We start from the raw sequence: 18,172 nt of genomic DNA on the forward strand, positions 1-18,172 counted from the left end.
GGCATCTTGCTCTTGTCGCCGCGCAGCATGTCACCCGTGTGCTTGAGCCATTCTTTGTCGGCTTCGGTCATCACGTTCTCGCGCCACAGCTTGGAGAACAGCAGCGCGAAGGACAGGCACATCAACACGCCCAAGAAGGGATGCAGGATGCGCGCCCAGGAGCCGCCGCCAAACAAATGGCTCAAGAAGAACAGGCTGGGGTGGAAGAAGGCCAGACCCGACAGACCGGCCGCAAAGAACAACAAGGCGATGGCCCAGTGGTTCATGCGTTCGGCGTCGGCGTAGCGCGTCAAGGTTTTTGCAGTCATGTTGGCTTCTCCTTCAGGCCTTGGTCGATGCGTCGGAGTCTTCATCAGACTTCTCTTCAATCGGCCCGACCTTCATGTAGTGGAAGAAGCCCGCCACCACCGCGCCCACCATGCCGGCCACCGCCAAGGGTTTGGCAATGCCCTTCCACAGCGACACCAAGGGGCTGATGCTCGGGTTGGCAGGCAGGCCCACCAACTCGGGCTTATCAGCATGCTTAAGCACGTACATGACGTGCGTGCCGCCCACGCCTTGCGGGTTGTAAAGCCCGGCGTTTTCAAAGCCGCGCTCTTTCAACTCACCGGCCCGCTTTTCGCCATACGCCACCATGTCCGACTTGGTGCCAAAACCGATCGCCCCGGTGGGGCAGGTCTTGACGCAAGCCGGCTCCAGGCCCACACCGACGCGGTCCGAACACAAGGTGCACTTGTACGCCTTGCTGTCCTTCTCGCTGATGCGGGGCACGTCGAAGGGGCAACCCTTGACGCAGTAGCCGCAGCCGATGCAGTTCTCGGAGATGAAGTCGACGATGCCGTTGGCATGTTTGACGATGGCCCCCGGCGACGGGCAGGCTTTGAGGCAGCCCGGGTCTTCGCAGTGCATGCAGCCGTCCTTGCGGATCAGCCACTCTAGGTTGCCGGGCTTGGGCTCCACCTCGAAGAACCGCATCAGGGTCCAGGAGTTGGGCGTCAGGTCGGCAGGGTTGTCATAGACGCCGATGTTCTCGCCGACCTCATCGCGCAGATCGTTCCAGTTCATGCAGGCGACTTGGCAAGCTTTGCAGCCAATGCACTTGGATTCGTCGATCAGCTTGGCCACTTGGGGCTGCTGCCGCACCGACGGGCTGGGGGTGGTGGTGGCCGAGCGTGCGACCACGTCTTGTGATTGCAGGCTCATGCTTTCTCCAGGTTGACCAAGAAGGCTTTGAACTCCGGTGTCTGGGAGTTCGCGTCACCCACAAAGGGGGTCAGCGCATTCGCCAGATAGCCGTTTTGCGCCACGCCCTTGAAGCCCCAGTGAATGGGGATACCGACGTGGTGCACCTTCTTGCCGTTGACGTCCAGAGCCTTGATGCGCTTGGTCACCACACAAGCCGCAACGACCTCGCCCCGGTTGGAGCGAACGCGCACCTTGTCACCTTGCTTGATGCCCTTTTCTTTGGCCAGCTCTTCGCCGATCTCCACAAACGCGGCAGGTTGAACCACCGAGTTGCTGAGTGAGTGCTTGGTCCAGTAGTGGAAGTGCTCGGTCAAGCGGTAGGTGGTAGCGGCGTAAGGGAACTCCTCCTTCTTGCCAAAGGCCTCCATGTCGCCCTTGTAGACGCGGGCCGCAGGGTTGCTGGTGGCCTTAGGCGTATTGGGGTGCATGAGGTTGACACCGACGGGCGTTTCAAACGGCTCGTAGTGCTCGGGGAAGGGGCCTTCAGCCATGCCCACGGCGTGCAGACGTGCCACACCTTCCGGGTTCATGATGAAGGCGCCCACGCCCTGCTCGGGTGCGGCATCCGGGCGCATGTCAGGCACGTCGGCCCCACCCGCCCAAGACGTGCCATTCCACGCCAAGTACTTGCGCGATGGATCCCAGGGCTTGCCATCTTTGTCCGCGCTGGCGCGGTTGTAGATGATGCGGCGGTTGGCCGGCCACGCGAAGCCCCAGTTGCCGAACACGCCCAGGCCCGTGGGGTCTGAGTTGTCGCGGCGCGCGGTGAGGTTGCCGGCTTGGCTGAAGCAGCCGGAGTAGATCCAGTTGCCGCAAGACGTGGAGCCGTCATCACGCAATTGCGCAAAGCCGCCCAGTTGCTCACCAGCCTTGGCCAAGACCACCGGCGGTGCGGTCGGGTTCTTGGGGTCGGGCGGAGCGATCACATCGGCCAAAGCTTTACCGTTGATCTCCCTCAGGACCTCAATGGGGTTGGGCACATTGGCGTTCAGATAGGGCCAGCTCAGGGCCGCGACGGGCTCCGGCAAGGTGCCGCCGTCTTTGGCATACATGCCACGCAGCTTCTGGAACAAGCGGGCCATGATCTCGAGGTCGGTCTTGGCTTCACCGGGTGGGTCAACCGCCTTGTCCTTCCAGGAGATGACCCGGCTGGAGTTGGTGAAGGTGCCTGGCTCTTCGGCAAAGCAGCTGGTCGGAAAGCGGAACACCTCGGTGGGGATCTTGCTGGGATCCACATCGTTGAGTGCGCCGTAGTTCTTCCAGAACTCACTGGTTTCGGTTTCCAGTGGGTCCATGATGACCAGGTACTTCAGCTTGGTCAGCGCCGCAGACAGCTTTTTCTTGTTGGGCACTGCCGCCAGGGGGTTGAAGCCCTGACAGATAAAGCCGTTCATCTTGCCGTTGTGCATGCGCTCGAACATGGCCAGCACGTCATAGCCGGTGTCACGCTTGGGCAGCCAGTCGTAGCAGAAGTCGTTTTCCTTGGTCGCAGCCGCACCGTAGTACGCCTTCATCAGGCTGGTGTGCCACTTGGGGAAGTTCTGCGTGAAGGCCATCTGATTGGCGCGCAAGGGCTTGCCCGTGCGTGCAGCCAGATAAGTGGCACGGTCGACATCGGCGTCGCCGGGTGCGCTCATATAGCCTGAGAGCACCTCGGAATAGGCGCAGATGTCGGTGATGCCCTGCACATTGGCGTGGCCGCGCAGCGCATTGATGCCGCCACCCGGACGACCCATATTGCCCAGCAGCAACTGGATCATGGCCATGGTGCGGATGTTCTGCGAGCCCACCGAGTGCTGTGTCCAGCCCAGGGCGTAGCAGATGGTCATCACCTTGTCTTTGGCAGACGTGGCGGCGATGTGCTCGCAGACCTTCAAGAACGCGTCTTGCGGTGTGCCCGTGATCTTGCTGACCAGCTCCGGCGTGTAGCGGCTGTAGTGCAACTTCATCTGCTGGAACACGCACAGCGGATCCTGCAGGCTGTCATCGACCTTGACGAAACCGTCGTCGCCCAATTGGTAACCCCAGCTGGCCTTGTTGTACGAGCGCTTGGCCTCGTCATAGCCGCTAAAGAAGCCACTGTCGAACTTGAAGTCCGGCTTGAGCAAGAAGGTGGCATCGGTGTTGAGCTTGACGTAATCGTGATGGATCTTGTCTTTGCTCAGGAGGTAGTTGATGACGCCGCCCAGGAAGGCGATGTCCGTGCCCACGCGAATGGGGGCGTAGTAGTCCGCCACGGCGGCAGAGCGGGTGAAACGCGGGTCAACGACCAGCAGCTTCGCCTTGCGCTGTTGCATGGCTTCGACGACCCAGCGGAAACCCACAGGGTGTGCTTCGGCGGCATTGCCACCCATGATCAGGACGAGATCGGCATTCTTGATATCAGTCCAAGAATTGGTCATCGCTCCGCGACCGAAAGTCGGGCCCAGACTGGACACCGTCGGTGCGTGTCAGATGCGTGCTTGAGTGTCCAGGGTGACTAGCCCCAAACCGCGCGCAATCTTGACGCTTACATAACCAGATTCGTTGGAAGATGCAGAAGAGATCAACAGGCCCGTGGTGTTCCAGCGATTGACCGTGACACCTTTGTCGTTGGTCTTGATCAGGTTGGCATCACGGTCGGCCTTCATGTGGGTGGCGACCCGCGTCAGCGCGTCTTCCCAAGACAGGCGCTTCCACTCATTGGTGCCAGCCTCGCGCACCTGCGGGAACTTGACGCGATCCTTGCTCTGGATCATGTCCACCAAGCCTGCGCCCTTGGGGCACAGTGAGCCACGGTTCACCGGATGATCCGGGTCACCTTCGATGTGGATGATGCTGGGTTTGACGTTTTTCGCCTTGTCACCCAAGGTGTACATGACGACGCCACAGCTGACCGAGCAATACGGGCAGGTGCTGCGCGTCTCGGTGGTCCGAGCCAGTTTGAAGTTGCGGGTCTGTGCCAGCGCCGATGTCGGCGAGAACCCCAACGCCACCAAGCTGGATCCCACCAGCCCGGCTCCACTGACCCGGAAGAAATGTCTCCGGTTCATGTCCATGTTATTGACTTCTCCATAGCAAAACCGCCTGCGTCACGGCAGAGCAGCCTGCATTGGCGCCTATGAGCGTGACGACGCCAATAAGAAAGTTTGCTTATGAACAGCGTTGCAGAGGTTCGGAAAACAGTCGCCACAGCGCCAAGGGCGCCTGCGCCAAGCCCTGTGACACGGCCGTTTCAGACCAAGCTGACATGAGCATTTCAAGTTCACCAACCCGGCTTGGGCAGTCTCCATCAGACGACTTGAAGCGCGTGAGTCCCTCTGGCCACCACCTCACCCACCACCGCAGCGGCCTCAAAGCCTTGGGCGCGGAAGGTGGCCAGCACGGCTTCCACCGTGTCTGGTGCACAGGCCACCAGCAGGCCGCCGCTGGTTTGCGGGTCGGTCAGGAGGGCGCGGTCCAGGTCAGTGAGCGCGGCGCCCAAGGCCACGTCGCTGCCATACCCAGCCCAGTTGCGCCCGGAAGCTCCCGTAACGCAACCCTGCTCAGCCAAGGCCCGCACACCCGCCAGCAGCGGCACTTGGGCCCAATCCAGACGCACGGTGTGGCCGCTGCCGCGCGCCATCTCCAGCGCGTGCCCCGCCAGGCCAAAGCCCGTGACATCCGTCAGCGCATGCACGCCGGGCAAGGCGGCCAAGGCCGGGCCGGGCGTATTGAGCCGCGTGGTGGTGGCGATCATCTGCGCATAGCCCGCGTCGTCGAGCTTGCACTTTTTGAGCGCGGCGGACATCACCCCCACACCCAAGGCCTTGCCCAGCACCAGCACGTCGCCCACCTGCGCATCGGCATTGCGCTTGATGCGGCTGGGGTGCACCAGCCCCAGCGCGACCAAGCCGTAGATGGGCTCGACGGAGTCGATGGTGTGGCCGCCAGCAATGGGGATGCCCGCCGCCTTGCACACCGACGCACCGCCGTCCAGGATGCGGCCGATCGTGGCTGTAGACAGCACGTTGATGGGCATGCCCACCAGCGCCAGCGCCATGATGGGCGTGCCGCCCATGGCATAGACATCGCTGATGGCATTGGTGGCGGCGATGCGGCCAAAGTCAAAGGCATCGTCCACGATGGGCATGAAGAAGTCGGTGGTGGCAATCAGCGCCTGCTCGTCGTTGAGCTTGTAGACCGCCGCATCGTCCGAGGTCTCTATGCCCACCAACAGCTCAGGCGGCAAGGCCATGCCTGCCGTGCCCCGCAGGATGTCGCTGAGCACGCCGGGGGCAATCTTGCAGCCACAGCCGCCGCCGTGAGAGAGCGAAGTGAGTTTGGGTTCAGGAGTGCTCATACAGTCAGTCGTGTCTCAGGGCATTCATCAAGGGCGGCAGCATAACCGCAAGCCCTGCAAGGGCTGGCGGCGAGGGCGTGCACAATTGGGGCATGTCAGTCCCAGGCTCTCCCTCTCGCGGCGTTCATCTGCAGTACACCTTCCAGCCCGAAGGTCAGCGTGGCGCCGACGTTCAAAACCCTTTGTTCGATTTGTTGTCGGCAGTCCGCCAGCACGGCTCCATCCAGCATGCGGCCGTGGCCATGGGCGCGTCGTATCGCCATGTGTGGGGCGCTTTGAAGCACTGGCAAGAGGTGATGGGCCAGCCGCTGGTGACCTGGACCCAGGGCCAGCCCGCTCGGCTCACCCCCTTTGCCGAGCGCCTGCTGTGGGCCGAAACCCGTGCCCGCGCCCGGCTGACCCCACACATTGAAGCCCTGCGCGCCGAATTAGAGCGCGTGTTGGCCGAGGCCCTGGATGGCAGCCAACAGGTCTTGACCATTTACGCCAGCCACGACCTGGCCCTGCCCGGCCTGCGCGAACGCGCCAGCACCGAGCACCGCTTGCACATCGACCTGAAGTTTGCCGGCAGCATGGACGCCCTGCGCGCCCTGGCCGAGGGCCGCTGCGTGGTGGCGGGCTTTCATGTGCCGCCACTGGAGAACAGCAGCAATGTCTTTGCCCAAGGCCTGAAGCCGCTGCTGCAGCCAGGTAAGCACAAGCTCATCGGCTGCACCCGCCGCACCCAGGGCCTGATGGTGGCCAAGGGCAACCCGCTGAAGCTGCGCAACCTGCCCGACCTGGCCCACCATGATGCGCGCTTCATCAACCGCCAGACTGGCTCCGGCACCCGCTTGTTGACCGACCACCTGCTGGCCCAGGCCAACGTGGCGCCGCACCTGATCAACAACTATTTCGGCCCCACCGAAGACAGCCACATGGCCGTGGCCGCCGCTTTGGCCGCTGGCGTGGGCGATGTGGGCATGGGCCTGGAAGCCACTGCCAAAGCCTTTGGCCTGGACTTTGTGCCGCTGATGGAGGAAGACTATTTCCTCGTCTGCCTCAAAGACGCGCTGGAGCACCCTGCGGTACAAAAGCTCTGCGAGGTCTTGCACGCCCCCACCTGGGCCCATGTCCTTGAAGACTTGCCGGGCTACGAACGCGCTGACAGTGGCGATGTGCTTTCACTCACACGCGCTCTGCCCTGGTGGGATTTCAAAGCGCCCAGCAAACCGGCGGCTAAGGCTGCGCCAAAGAAGCGCAGCCCTTCAGCACCCTCTAAATAGAGCGGAACAACTGCTGGTACGAGACTGGCCGCTGCACACGGGCCTTGATGCGTGCTGCATCGGCATGAGCCGGGTTGATGAGGGCCACCCACTCTTCGGGCACGATGACGGAGGGCACGAGCAGAACAGCGCTGCTGCCCGAGGCCAGCCACTGTGCCCCTACCGTGACGCTGGAGAGGCCTGCCGGTATCGCGGCCCAGGCGGGGGGCAGATGCTCTGGGGGCAATTCTTCACGACGCTTCCACACATCCTCGGGCACGTCGATGCGCACCAAAAATCGGTTCAGCGGCCAGCCACCAGGGTCCAGGTGCGCGGCAGTCTCCAGCACCGCCATGGCGATGGTGGGCGCCGCATACACCACGGCCTGTTGTTCCTCGTTCCAACGGCCTGGGCTGATGGCCGCACCTTTGCCGGAGAGGTCGTGTGCGGGGTATTGGCGGGTCTCGGCGGCAATGCGCCAGAGCATCACTGGTAGGCCCCGCTGTGGATGGCCCCGAGCAAGCGCGTGACGACCTTGAGGCCTGTGGGCGTGTCCAGCAGATCAGCGGGCTTGCGGCCGCCCAGGGCGGGCTGCGGCCGCTCTAGCCACTGGCCCAACCACTTGGCCGAATCAAAACCTTCGGCCTCTGCCGCCGTGGACTGCGCCAACATGTCTTGGGCCATGCCCAGCAGCCGCGCCATGCCCAATGCAGCCTGCCCGCCGCTGCCGCTGACCACATCGCCCGCCGCCGACTTTTTCTCGGCCGTGGCTTTGGGCACACCCAAGATGGTGAACATGCGAGCAGCCGGTATTTCCATGCGGCGCGAGAGATCTTTGAGCAAGCCCCCCGCCACCCCATGACGCTCGGTCGCCACCAGTTGCAGCGGTGTGGCCACGGCCAGCTGCTGCACAAAGTCGTCCACGCCTTTAGTAGGGTGATAAACCAAAATCTGCGTGCCCGCTACTGAGCGGTCGTCCAGCGTGAAGCGCGGCAGCGGCTCTCGCGCCGCCAATGGCGCTGGAGTGGCATGGGATGAAGCTGCAGCGGCTTTGCTACGGCCGCGAAGGGGTGCCGTGCGGGCTGCGGCTTTAAGGGCGCGAGCAGGGGTCGAAGCCATGGCGTGTCTTTCGTCCATTTTGAGACTCAGTTTAGCCTCAAATGGGATGGATCAGCAAGTGTGTGAGTTGGCTTGCTGTGGGTTTGTTTGCTCTGGTTGGCTTGAGGGAGGTGTGACGTGTGGCGTGCGGAAGGTGCAGCGTGCGCTGACGCAGGCCGTGGCCCGGGGCTCATGTCCCGGTGGTCGGCTGCGCCGACTACCCTCAGTGCTCGGTCCAGGGCGTGCGCCGTCAAACTCCCTCCGCTCGGCTGCGCCTCGCTATGGTCAAACAGTGACGGCGAGCATGTTCTTGAAGCGCGCGAGTACGCGCGCCACGCCCTTCCCCTGCGCGCCTCGGCACCTCAAAATCGCCCCAGGCCACGGCCTGCGCCAGCGCAGGTCCGTCGTTGGTGGCCTGTCAGTCCCCACCTTGCCCGGCCCATCCCGGCTATTCTCAGAATGTCGCACTCAACCAGTCCCAAGCTATGCGCATCATTGTCACCAAGCCAAACCCATCGTGGCCGGATGACTTTCTGGTCGAGTCCGAGCGGATTCGCAAGGCACTTGGCTATGCGGTTGTAGCCGTCCATCACATCGGTAGTACCGCCATCAGAGAAATCTTCGCCAAACCGGTTATCGACATACTGTTGGTCGTCACAGACCTCCAATCTCTCGACCAGTCCGAGCTATCAATGATCAACCTCGGGTATGAGGCCAAGGGCGAGTTCGGGATTCCTCGTCGGCGTTACTTCAGGCGGAACTCCGACGCAGGCGTTCGCACGCATCAGGTCCATGCCTTCCAGCTTGGCAGTCCTCACATCGAGCGTCACCTTGCCTTCCGGGACTACATGAACTCAAATCCGGCCGCCGCACTTGCCTACAGCGATCTCAAACAACAGCTTGCTCTGGCTCACCCAACCGATATGTCAGCCTACATGGACGGCAAGGACGCCTTCGTGAAGCAGCATGAGGCCATCGCGCTGAAAGTGGTGCGGACGGAGCGAGGCTCTTTGTAGAGCGTGAGTCGAGTGACCTCTGGCTGCTGTGGGTTGTGGGCATTTCTATGGTTTGATTTGCGGGTGTTGGAGCGCGCGCTGGCACAGGCCGTGGCCCGGGGCTCATGTCCCGGTGGTCGGCTGCGCCGACTTCCCTCTGTGCTCGGTCAAGGGCGTTCGCCGTCAAACTCCCTCCGCTCGCTATGTTCAAACAGTGACGGCGAGCATATTCTTGAAGCGCGTGAATACACGCGCCACGCCCTTCCCCTGCGCGCCTCGGCACCTCAAAATCGCCCCGGGCCACGGCCTGCGCCAGCGCATGTGGGATGCTGGTTACCTACACGAATCGCGGGATACTCTGTGCTGGCAAGCGACACAGCTTCTCGGGTGCCAGTTGCTTTCCCACACAATCAAGTCACACATCGCCATGAATCCCGCGCAAACAGTTCAGTTGTACGTTCAAAGTTGTGTCGAACTGGAGGGCAATCCAGATGCCGCCATCGTTGGGGCAATGGAGCAGCGCGGATGCCCAGTTGATCTCGCAATTGAGGCAACCCGCTACGCGCCCATCGCGTTCGCTCGTCAATTCCTCGATGGAATGGGCATCATGTTTTCGGACGAATTTCTCGTACTTTCCTCCAAGGGCGAGATAGAAGAGCGCGGCACTCTTTCCAGCCACCCTCTGTATCAAGAAGCGCTTCGTGTAGCGCCATCAATCATGTCGAAGCAGTTGATTAACACGGTGATATTTCGATCATCCGAGGCAAACGCTGTCAACAATGCCCTGAACGCTGGCTCAAAGCCAGAGAACCTTCGGCTCGCACCGGTGTTGATATTCAATGGTCAACCGACTGAAGAAGGTCTCCTTGAGGCGCAGCGACTAACGACATCATTTTTACAAGCAAAGCCGACGGCCAAGACCAACACTGCAAAGCAGTGGTGGCGATTGTGGTGAGCAAGATTGCCAGTTTTCCACTCATAAAGTAGATCGCATATGGCACACCCAATCGCTCGCTCCCTGGTGCAATTTGTGACCGCTACCGTTTTGGTCGCGACGATGCTCATTGGTTATGGTTGGTTCACTGAGTCGCAGGCAAAAGCTCGCGCGCGGGAGTTTTGCGAAGGCATCAGAGTTGGAGAGCCTGCTGCGCCTCTGCTTGAACGCGCATACGCCGCAGGCGCTGATCAAGAGCAAACCCACTGGTTTCGGGCAGAAACAGACGAAGCCGAGCTTTCTGTCACCTTCACTGGAGCAACACCATTTTCACGGCACATTTGCTCCATTCGTGGAGCCGATTTTGTTAAGGAATCTCGATATGCATACCTGGATTGAGTGACCCACCAAAAAAGGATAGTCCGCTCTGAACTGCAACAAAAGGATGAGCAGGGTGGGATAACTCGCGAGATCATTGATGCCGCCTGACTCGGTCGCTCGCGACACCCCACCACCCGCCCTGGCGCGGGGTGGGCTCCAGGGCGATTTGAGAGGCGCTGAGGAGCGCAGGGATGGGCTGGGGCGCGCGCAGCGCGCATCAATGTCTGACTCGCAGCAGATGATTGAGCGTAACGAACGCAGTGAGTGGAGCGAGTTCTGCAGCGCCCAGCCCGGACCGAGCACCGCAAGGGAGTCGGCACAGCCGACCGCCTCTCGCATGAGCCCTGGGGCCTACCCCGCGACAGGGCATGACAGGCTACCAACGGTGACAGGTCGGGCTAGTGGACTCCCGGTCCTTCGACAAGCTCAGGACGAACGGTAGTTGTCTCCAGGGTCGCGACTCATGCCCCACTCGCAGTGCTACAGGCTACCTCCCCCGCTTCAACACCTCACGCTCATAAACCGGATAGAGGTGCGCCACATTCCGTGTGTATTCGGTGCTGAAGGCGGCCCAGCCCTTGAACTCCTCGGGCACGGGGGTGCGCAGCAGCTCGTTCATCTCCAGGCCTTGCTCGGCGGCCTTTTTGAAGTGTCCGTCCAGCCACTGCAAATAACGTCGGGTTTGAGCGATACCTTCGGCGCCTTGGTGAACCGGCCCGTGGCTGGGCACCACCGTGCGCAGGCCCAGCGCTTCCAGCGCTTTCAGGCTCTCCAACCAAGGGCCGACCTTGGCGTGGGGGGTGGTCGGGATGCGCGTGGCAAACACCAGGCCGCCCACAAAGGCCACGCCGCTTTGCTTGTCGATCAGCACCACGTCGGAGTCGGTGTGGCCCGTCCATTCGCGCAGTTCAAACTCACGCTGGCCCACCTTCCAGCTGCGGGCCTGGCCGCCTGAGGGGATCTCCCAGTCCACGGTGGGCGCCAAGGTCTTGGTGTCCTTCATCCAGTCGCCACACAGGCGGTAGAGATTGTCTTCATAGGCGCTGGCTTCGCGGGCCACACCGGCGCGGGTGACGGGCGTGGCCAGGCGGGGCACATCGGCAAAGGCTTGGTGGCCCAGGAAATAGTCGGGATGCAGATTGAGCTGCACCACCTTGATGACGGGCTCGGGCGTGGTGCGCGCAATCAGGGCCCGCAGCTGCTCGCCTTGTCGTTTGCTCACGCCGGTGTTGATGACGACCACGCCCTTGCCCGTGGCGATGAAGCCGATGTTGATGATGTTGCAGCCGTTTTGCACGGTGAAGTCGGCATTGGCGCCCTCCACCACCCACACGCCTGGGGCCAAGGCACGGGCCTTCAGGCCGTAATCAAGGCGACCCACATCGACGATAGGCTCGGCCGGGGTGGCCGCACCCGCCGCCGCCACAACACCCAAGGCCAAGACTGAACCCAAGGCCAAAGAAGTGAACACGCGCATCATGCTCACTCCAACTTGCTGGCAATGCGGTTGCCATTGTTGTCACTGCCCACCACAAACACGCCGCCATCGGGCGGCGTGGCAAAGTCGAAAGAGAACACCGGGTTCTCGCTGACGGGCTCAAAGCTCAGCAAGCGGGCCAGTTCACGATCTTTGCCGTCGCGCACCGAGAGCTTGTTGACATAGAAGGCCGGAATGCCGCCCACCAAGCCGGTGTCTTGAGGGTGCATCACCCGCACACGCAAGCGGGAAATCGAGGCCTCGGCATTGCCAGGCGCAGACGTGAACAGGCGCCCGCTGACCTCGCCCAAGGTTTGGGTCCAGGTGCCATCTTTGCGGGTGGCGCCACTCACCGTGCAGCCGCCGCCCGCGCTGTCCACCCAGGTGCCGCCCACATGCCACAGGCCGTCTTGCGTTTGCACGGCGGCGCGCACGGGCGAGGCCTGCTCTAGCTTGAAACGAAAGGCAATGGCGGGCAAGGCGGTGAGGGGCTGGTACTCCAGCACTTTGCGGATGGGGTTGCGGTCGACCAACAGCACCATGCGCTGAACAGGCCCGAGCGCTGGATCCACCTTGACGCTGATGGGCACGTTCATCGGGTCTTCGGCGAAGGCCGGGCCTAACACCTGGACGCGGGTGTCAAACACGGCGCGGCCACCGCCCAGAAACTCTTTGCGCATGTCTGCCCAGGGCAGAGAGCGGTAAGGGTCGCCCTCGAACGCGTCCGCCGGGGCGGCTGTCGCCGCTTTGGTGGGGGCGGCCGTGGCCGACAAGGCCGGCGCTGCCAGCAGCGCTAGCAGCGCCGACGCAGCTATCGATTGAATAAATCGCGAGTCTTTCACCACTGCCCCTTTTGTCTCAGAGCCCATTCACCCAACGCACGCCCACCCACACCGAGCGGGGGGCGCCTGCCTCGAAGAAGCGGCCATTGCCGTCGCCTACGATGACACTGCCAGCGTAGACCCGATCGGCCAGGTTGTCGATGCGCGCGGTCAATTCCAGGCGTTGGGCTTGGCCCAGCTTCCACTGCTGGCTCCAGCGCAGCGCTGCCAGGCCGTAGCCTGGGGCAAAGTCGCTGTTGCTGTCGTTCACCGCCACACGGCCCACGCCGCGCGCTTCCAGCGCGAACTCGCCCCAAGCGCTGTCGCGCCAGGCCAATTCAGCCCAGGCGCTGCGGCCCTGGGTGCCGGCAATGCGGTTGCCTGCGGGCACGTCCACCGTTGGTGTGGTGCAGGGGGTGCCCGCACAGGCCTTGAAGGCATCGCTGTAGGTGGCGTCCAGCCAGGTCAGTGCGGCCTGGGTGCGCCAGCCCCGAGTGGGCTCCCAGCGGCCAGAGAGCTCCAAGCCCCGGCGTTGGGTGGCGCCCACGTTCTGGAAGGTAGACCGGCCACCGCTGTTGCTGAGCGTGGCCAATTCATCGGAGACGCGGGTGTCAAACACCACGGCATCCACCGCCAAGGCGGGCTCGCGGTACTTCAGCCCCAATTCCAACTGGCGGCTGGTTTGGGGCTTGAGCGCCGTGTTGAAGCCTGCGCTGCCATCGGGCTTGTAGGCCAGCTCGCCCAAGGTCGGGGCCTCAAAACCACGCGCCGCACTGGCATGCACCTGCAGGCTGCGCGAGCCGTCTTTGAGGGCCTGCCAGCGCACGCCCGCCACCGGGTTGGTGTAGCTGAAGCTCAAGTCGCCGGAGTCGTCGCCATTGCTGAGGTAAGCATCCCGCGCACTCATGCGGACCTTGCCGCTGCGCACCCCAGCGCTGGCCACCCAATCAGGGCTGAAGGCCCATTCGGCCTGGGTGTAGACATCGCGGCTGGTGGCGGTGTTTTGCTCGTCGCGCCGCAGCTTGCCTGTCACGCCCAGCACTTGGCTGGCGCCCGTGCCGGTGAAGTTCTCGTAGCCTCGGCGGTCATCGCGCTGGCGCTCTTGGGCCACGCCGGTCACCAGTTCCACCGGGCCTAAGCCCCAGCGCAATCGGGCATCCACACCGCTGTAGGCGCGGTCAAAGTCCACCACGCCGCCGCCGTGGCGCGGGTTGGCCTGGGTGGCCGCTGGAATGGCCTGCCATTGCGTGACGCTGCGATCACCGCTGTAGACGGCCACTTGGCCCTCGCGCAACACGCCGCCCAGCGTGTCCGCGCTAAAGAGGTGGCGCCAGCTCACCCCGGCTTGGGTTTGGCGGGCCGTCTTGCGGGTGTTGAATTGCGTGGCTTGACTTGCCGTCTGGTAGGGGTTGGCGTTGAAGTCGGCGCGCGTCAGGCCCAGCGGGTCGTCAGCGGGCTGGTCGTAGCTGCCAAGTTGCAGAACCACGCGGTCGGTCTCGTTCTGCCAGCCCAGGCGGGCTTGGCCCAGGTCACGCTGGGCGGCGCTGTGCGGCCTGAAGCCTTCGACCTCCATGTGGGCGGCGCTGAGGCGTGCATCAAAGCCCTGGCCCAAGGCCAAACCCACCGAGCCGCGCACTTGCCTCAAACCAAAGCTGCCAGCATCGACGCCCACTTCCAGCTCGCTGGTCTTGACGGGCGCCCCCACCAAGGCGATGACACCGCCCGAGCTGTTGCCATAGAGCACCGAGAAAGGCCCGCGCAGCACCTCAATGCGCTGCGCCCCGGCCAAGTCGAAATGCGCCACCTGGCCTTGGCCGTCGGGGCCAGAGGCCGGGATGCCGTCGGCCACCAAGCGCAGGCCTCGTACGCCAAAGGCCGCACGGGCGCCGAAGCCGCGCGAGCTGATCTGCAGGTCTTGGGCATAGTTGCCGCGGTTGTTGACCACCACGCCCGGCACTTGGCTCATGGCTTCACTGAGGTTGATCAGGGGGCCAGAGCGGCGCAGGGCCTCGCGATCCACCACGGTGATGGCGAACGGCGCGTCTTGCACGCGTTGCGGCGTCAACGAACCGGTGACAACCACCTCTTCGGTCGGTGTCACCACGCTTTGGGCCTGCGTGCCCGCCGCGCAAGCCACAGCACTGGCCGCAGCCAGCGTGTGCAGCCTGAGCCAACGGCGGGGATCATTCAAACGGGTCATGAGTGTCCTAGGTTCAAACCGGAGCGGTTGGGCTGACTTCGCCCAGCATGGCCGCTATCAAACCGCCTTGGCCCGAGGGCAGCCAGATGGCACAAACCCCGGCGAGCGGCCCGGGCACTGCGCCATAAAGTGACATACCGCCGGGCGGCAGGAGCGGATGGACCTACCCGCCCCGTGCCGGGTGCTTGCGCGGGTAAGCCCTGTGTCCGCCAACGGCACAGAGGGCTACCGTGCCCAGCACCTATAACAAACTTGATGGAGTCTTCATCGTGTCCTCAACGCCACACCTTAGCCCCTCACTCACCCTGCTGCGCCGCACTTGGCCCGCCTGGGCCGCCCTCTCCGCACTCAGCTTGGTGGGTTGCGCCTCTGCCGACCCGGACCCCGTGGAAGAACAGGCCTGCCTGCAGGTCTCTAGTGCCGGCGCCGTTTACAACCCCGGCGCCCCGGGCGAAGGCGGCGCCCCTGAGATCCCCACCGGCTTTGCCAGCAAAAAGAACGTGACGGCCCGCAGTTTCATGGTGGTGGCCGCCAACCCGCTGGCCACCAAGGCCGGTTGCGATGTGCTGAAAAACGGCGGCAGCGCTGTTGATGCGGCCATTGCCACCCAGATGGTGCTGAACATCGTGGAGCCGCAATCGTCGGGCATTGGCGGTGGCGCCTTCATGCTGCATTACGACGCGGCCAAGAAGAGCGTGGTGGCCTATGACGGCCGCGAGACGGCCCCTGCCGCTGCCACCGAGAACTACCTGCGCTGGGTGAGCGACACCAACCCCACCACGCCCCTGCCCAATGCGCGCTCGTCGGGCCGCTCCATCGGCACACCGGGCGTGATGCGCATGTTGGAGCTGGCCCATAAAGACGCGGGCGTGCTGCCCTGGAAGGACTTGTTCAGCCCGGCCATCACCATCGCCACTGAGGGTTTCAAGGTCAGCCCGCGCATGTCCAGCTCCATCGCCAGCGTGGAGGCCAGCCTGCAGCGCGACCCCGAAGCCCGCGCCTATTTCCTGGACGCCAACGGCAAGGCCTGGCCCAGCGGCACTTTGCTCAAGTCTCCCGCCTTGGCCAGCACCTTTGGCACGCTCGCCAACCAGGGTGCGGGCGCCTTCTACAGCGGCGCATTGGCCCAAGACATGGTCGATGAGATCGCCGACACCACGGGCGGCATCACCCCCGGCCAAACCACGCTGGCGGACCTCACCGCCTATCAAGCCAAAAAGCGCGAGGCCGTGTGCATCACCTACCGCAGCAAGGTGGTGTGCGGCATGCCCCCACCCTCCTCCGGCGGCTTGGCGGTGGCGCAAGCCCTGGGCATTTTGGAAACCTACAACTTGGCCGCCTTCCCACCCAGCGCCCTGGACGATAACGGCGGCAAGCCCAGCGTGACCGGGGTTCACTTGGTCTCCGAAGCCCTGCGTCTGGCCTATGCCGACCGGGATAAGTACGTGGCCGACGCCGACTTTGTGCCCCTGCCCGGCGGCTCAGCCGCCGCCATGCTGGACAAAACCTATCTGCGCCAGCGCGCCTCGCTGATCAGCCTCTCACGCAGCATGGGCACGGCCCAGCCCGGCACCTTCCCAGGCACCGCCGGGGGCGTGCACCCGCCCGCCCGCGACAACGGCACCACCCACCTCAGCGTGGTGGACCGCCAAGGCAATGTGGTGAGCATGACCACCACCATCGAGAGCGGCTTTGGCTCCTTCCACATGACCAAAGGCGGCTTTTTGCTGAACAACCAGCTCACGGACTTTTCAGCCGCTGCGGCGGACGCCCAAGGCGTGCCCATTGCCAACCGCCTGCAACCCGGCAAGCGCCCTCGCAGTTCCATGGCACCGACCTTGGTGTTTGAGGCCCAAGCCAACGGCAGCCGGGGTGACTTTGTGATGGCCACTGGCTCTCCCGGTGGGGCCACCATCATCCAGTACACCACCAAGACCCTGGTGGGCGTGCTGGACTGGGGCCTGAACGCTCAGCAAGCCACTTCGATGATCAACTTCGGTGCGGCCAACACAGCCACCACCAATGTGGGCGGCGAGCACCCCAATGTGGACCTGGCGAACGGCAGCGCCAATGATGCATTGGTCAGCGGCCTACGCGGCCTGGGCCACACGGTCAGCACGGCGGCGCTCTCCAGCGGCGTGTCCACCATCGTGCGGCGCAAAGACAGCACAGGCGCCCTGGTGCTGGACGGCGGGGCTGACCCGAGGCGTGAGGGGGTGGTGTTGGGGAATGTGGTGCGGTAGGGCACATCTACCATTCGGCGCCTCAGCATCACCCTGCCCAATGAAATGGCGGAATCCCTTCATACCAAAGTTCGGGCAGGCCAATACGCGAGCGAAAGCGCGGTGATCCAGGAGAGCCTGCGTGCGCTTCTCGCTCGTGACCGCGCCATCGACAACAGGCTGCACCATCAAGTGGGTCAAGCCTTTGACGGCCTCCAATCCGACCCTTCACGTGCGCTTACCGTGGATCAGGTTAGGAGACGACTGGCGGAAGAGCAGAAGAGACACGGCGCGTAGATCAGTCGATGGCAAACCTGTGGGCAACATGAGCGACCAAGTGCCCCAGTGAACGCTCGAACCAAGGCCAGGGTGCCGTACTCGTCACCGCTGGCTTGGGCGAATTCTTCGGGAATGAGTGGAATGTTCATCTCAAACATTCCTGGTGCTTTCACGGCAGAATTTTTTGAGCGAAGGCTCAGCACCGATGCTCGGTCTTGAGGATCTTCACCACATCTTCCACGGCATACAGCATCTCGGCAAATCCCATGTCCAGGGACTCGAATTCACCTGCTGCATACCGCCCGAGGATGATGTCATTCAGACGGTCTATATCCTGCCTCCCCCCGTCCACCAATTCCTGCAGATATTCCAACTGGGCTTTGCAGCTTTGCAGGGGTTGTGAGTTTGGATGGGTTTGAAGCAGAAAGAGGCAGCGGGCGTAGGCTTGAAGGATAGGGAGTAAACAGGACATTTAGGTCGCGTGAGAAGAGGAGCGGCCGATGAAATTTGCTCTGGATAACCTGGAAAACCAATTTGAAAGCTGAACAGATATCTCCCGCAGTATCTAGCCAACCCTTCCCATCGAGGACCAGAGTTCTTCACGAGCTCTCGCCTCGTTGTCAACAAGCTACCCCATATTGACGTGGCGGACGGCTCGCAGCCGTTCCGCTAGAGCAGCTTGAATGGCGTCACTTGCCACCACTTCCTTCTCCATCTGATCTACGAAGCAGTCCTTTACGTCCTGCGGCAACGCAGCCCAGAGCTCGATATCTTCCACCCGGCCCCCAAAGAACGGGAGTGCAAACCAGAAGAACTCAGTGGTCGTATATGTCAAGCCCCGGGAGATCATTCACACGTTTTGTGAAGAGCTTGGGGTGTGAGGCGTGCCATTTTTTCAGGGCCTCGATGGGGGTCTGGTGGTTGAGGGCGCGTTGAGGAATTCGATGGTTGTAGG

16 protein-coding genes are annotated in these 18,172 nt (G+C 63.0%); 6 read left to right on the top strand and 10 right to left on the bottom strand.

All coding sequences use genetic code 11. The annotated features are described in order from the left end of the window. The 4 genes from ACIQ3Q_RS20560 to selD form a co-directional block, all read right to left on the bottom strand. Nucleotides 1–308 (bottom strand): cytochrome b/b6 domain-containing protein (locus tag ACIQ3Q_RS20560; RefSeq protein ID WP_396271093.1); only part of this gene is annotated, 308 nt, incomplete at its 3' end. Between the two features lie 13 nt (nt 309–321). Next, a complete protein-coding gene (gene fdxH / locus ACIQ3Q_RS20565; RefSeq protein ID WP_396271094.1) occupies nt 322–1,203 on the bottom strand; it encodes a formate dehydrogenase subunit beta in 882 nt (293 codons plus the stop codon). Further along, entirely contained in the window at nt 1,200–4,283 is a 3,084-nt protein-coding gene (gene fdnG, locus ACIQ3Q_RS20570) for a formate dehydrogenase-N subunit alpha (protein WP_396271095.1), read from the bottom strand. Before fdnG ends, fdxH begins: the two co-directional genes overlap by 4 nt. A 233-nt stretch (nt 4,284–4,516) precedes the next feature. Next, on the bottom strand, nt 4,517–5,566 hold the full coding sequence (gene selD / locus ACIQ3Q_RS20575; RefSeq protein ID WP_396271097.1) for a selenide, water dikinase SelD: 1,050 nt from the start codon (nt 5,564–5,566) through the stop codon (nt 4,517–4,519). 92 nt (nt 5,567–5,658) lie between these two features. Here selD and ACIQ3Q_RS20580 point away from each other — a divergent pair, with 92 nt between their 5' ends. Further along, the gene (locus ACIQ3Q_RS20580; protein WP_396271098.1) at nt 5,659–6,831 is read left to right on the top strand and encodes a substrate-binding domain-containing protein; all 1,173 of its coding nucleotides are present in this window, start codon (nt 5,659–5,661) and stop codon (nt 6,829–6,831) included. Here ACIQ3Q_RS20580 and ACIQ3Q_RS20585 read toward each other — a convergent pair. Both ACIQ3Q_RS20585 and ACIQ3Q_RS20590 read right to left on the bottom strand, forming a co-directional pair. Further along, on the bottom strand, nt 6,824–7,297 hold the full coding sequence (locus ACIQ3Q_RS20585) for an RES family NAD+ phosphorylase (protein WP_396271099.1): 474 nt from the start codon (nt 7,295–7,297) through the stop codon (nt 6,824–6,826). The two genes, ACIQ3Q_RS20580 and ACIQ3Q_RS20585, sit on opposite strands and share 8 nt — an antisense overlap. Continuing rightward, a complete protein-coding gene (locus ACIQ3Q_RS20590) occupies nt 7,297–7,929 on the bottom strand; it encodes an antitoxin Xre/MbcA/ParS toxin-binding domain-containing protein (protein ID WP_396271100.1) in 633 nt (210 codons plus the stop codon). Before ACIQ3Q_RS20590 ends, ACIQ3Q_RS20585 begins: the two co-directional genes overlap by 1 nt. 464 nt (nt 7,930–8,393) lie before the next feature. Between ACIQ3Q_RS20590 and ACIQ3Q_RS20595 the strand changes: the two genes are divergently transcribed. The 3 genes from ACIQ3Q_RS20595 to ACIQ3Q_RS20605 all read left to right on the top strand — a co-directional run bounded on the left by ACIQ3Q_RS20595 (nt 8,394) and on the right by ACIQ3Q_RS20605 (nt 10,236). After that, nucleotides 8,394–8,924: a GrpB family protein gene (locus ACIQ3Q_RS20595; RefSeq protein ID WP_396271101.1), complete on the top strand. Its 531-nt coding sequence runs from the start codon at nt 8,394–8,396 to the stop codon at nt 8,922–8,924. A gap of 406 nt (nt 8,925–9,330) precedes the next feature. Beyond that, nucleotides 9,331–9,858 (top strand): hypothetical protein, encoded by a 528-nt coding sequence (locus ACIQ3Q_RS20600; protein WP_396271103.1) that lies wholly within the window; start codon nt 9,331–9,333, stop codon nt 9,856–9,858. Nucleotides 9,859–9,924: 66 nt separating this feature from the next. After that, nucleotides 9,925–10,236, top strand: coding sequence for a hypothetical protein (locus tag ACIQ3Q_RS20605; protein ID WP_396271105.1), 312 nt, complete (start codon nt 9,925–9,927; stop codon nt 10,234–10,236). A 469-nt stretch (nt 10,237–10,705) separates the two neighbouring features. Here ACIQ3Q_RS20605 and ACIQ3Q_RS20610 read toward each other — a convergent pair whose 3' ends face one another. The 3 genes from ACIQ3Q_RS20610 to ACIQ3Q_RS20620 are packed head-to-tail and all read right to left on the bottom strand — an operon-like array spanning nt 10,706 to nt 14,716. After that, nucleotides 10,706–11,695, bottom strand: coding sequence for a quinoprotein relay system zinc metallohydrolase 1 (locus ACIQ3Q_RS20610; protein WP_396271107.1), 990 nt, complete (start codon nt 11,693–11,695; stop codon nt 10,706–10,708). Between the two features lie 5 nt (nt 11,696–11,700). Continuing rightward, the gene (locus ACIQ3Q_RS20615) at nt 11,701–12,537 is read right to left on the bottom strand and encodes a quinoprotein dehydrogenase-associated SoxYZ-like carrier (protein WP_396271108.1); all 837 of its coding nucleotides are present in this window, start codon (nt 12,535–12,537) and stop codon (nt 11,701–11,703) included. Nucleotides 12,538–12,553: 16 nt separating this feature from the next. Beyond that, nucleotides 12,554–14,716 (bottom strand): TonB-dependent receptor family protein, encoded by a 2,163-nt coding sequence (locus tag ACIQ3Q_RS20620; protein WP_396271110.1) that lies wholly within the window; start codon nt 14,714–14,716, stop codon nt 12,554–12,556. Nucleotides 14,717–14,985: 269 nt separating this feature from the next. Here ACIQ3Q_RS20620 and ggt point away from each other — a divergent pair, with 269 nt between their 5' ends. Then, complete coding sequence (ggt, locus tag ACIQ3Q_RS20625; RefSeq protein WP_396271111.1) at nt 14,986–16,959, top strand: gamma-glutamyltransferase; 1,974 nt, start codon at nt 14,986–14,988, stop codon at nt 16,957–16,959. A gap of 27 nt (nt 16,960–16,986) precedes the next feature. Next, nucleotides 16,987–17,235 carry a type II toxin-antitoxin system ParD family antitoxin gene (locus ACIQ3Q_RS20630; protein ID WP_396271113.1) on the top strand — a complete coding sequence of 83 codons (249 nt, stop codon included), beginning with the start codon at nt 16,987–16,989 and terminating at the stop codon, nt 17,233–17,235. Between the two features lie 178 nt (nt 17,236–17,413). On the opposite strand, the gene ACIQ3Q_RS20635 is transcribed toward ACIQ3Q_RS20630, so the two are convergent. Further along, a complete protein-coding gene (locus ACIQ3Q_RS20635; protein WP_396271112.1) occupies nt 17,414–17,689 on the bottom strand; it encodes an immunity protein Tsi6 family protein in 276 nt (91 codons plus the stop codon). Nucleotides 17,690–18,172 lie beyond the last annotated feature (483 nt).

Origin of the sequence: Ideonella sp., from assembly GCF_044358605.1 — a bacterium.
Classification (GTDB): Bacteria; Pseudomonadota; Gammaproteobacteria; order Burkholderiales; family Burkholderiaceae_C; genus Ideonella.

Coding starts and splice junctions, on each gene's coding strand:
- ACIQ3Q_RS20600 (WP_396271103.1), top strand. CDS start 9,331: ATGAATCCCGCGCAAACAGTTCAGTTGTACGTTCAAAGTTGTGTCGAA.
- ACIQ3Q_RS20580 (WP_396271098.1), top strand. CDS start 5,659: ATGTCAGTCCCAGGCTCTCCCTCTCGCGGCGTTCATCTGCAGTACACC.
- selD (WP_396271097.1), bottom strand. CDS start 5,566: ATGAGCACTCCTGAACCCAAACTCACTTCGCTCTCTCACGGCGGCGGC.
- ACIQ3Q_RS20585 (WP_396271099.1), bottom strand. CDS start 7,297: ATGCTCTGGCGCATTGCCGCCGAGACCCGCCAATACCCCGCACACGAC.
- ACIQ3Q_RS20620 (WP_396271110.1), bottom strand. CDS start 14,716: ATGACCCGTTTGAATGATCCCCGCCGTTGGCTCAGGCTGCACACGCTG.
- fdxH (WP_396271094.1), bottom strand. CDS start 1,203: ATGAGCCTGCAATCACAAGACGTGGTCGCACGCTCGGCCACCACCACC.
- ACIQ3Q_RS20610 (WP_396271107.1), bottom strand. CDS start 11,695: ATGCGCGTGTTCACTTCTTTGGCCTTGGGTTCAGTCTTGGCCTTGGGT.
- ACIQ3Q_RS20590 (WP_396271100.1), bottom strand. CDS start 7,929: ATGGCTTCGACCCCTGCTCGCGCCCTTAAAGCCGCAGCCCGCACGGCA.
- ACIQ3Q_RS20635 (WP_396271112.1), bottom strand. CDS start 17,689: ATGTCCTGTTTACTCCCTATCCTTCAAGCCTACGCCCGCTGCCTCTTT.
- ACIQ3Q_RS20595 (WP_396271101.1), top strand. CDS start 8,394: ATGCGCATCATTGTCACCAAGCCAAACCCATCGTGGCCGGATGACTTT.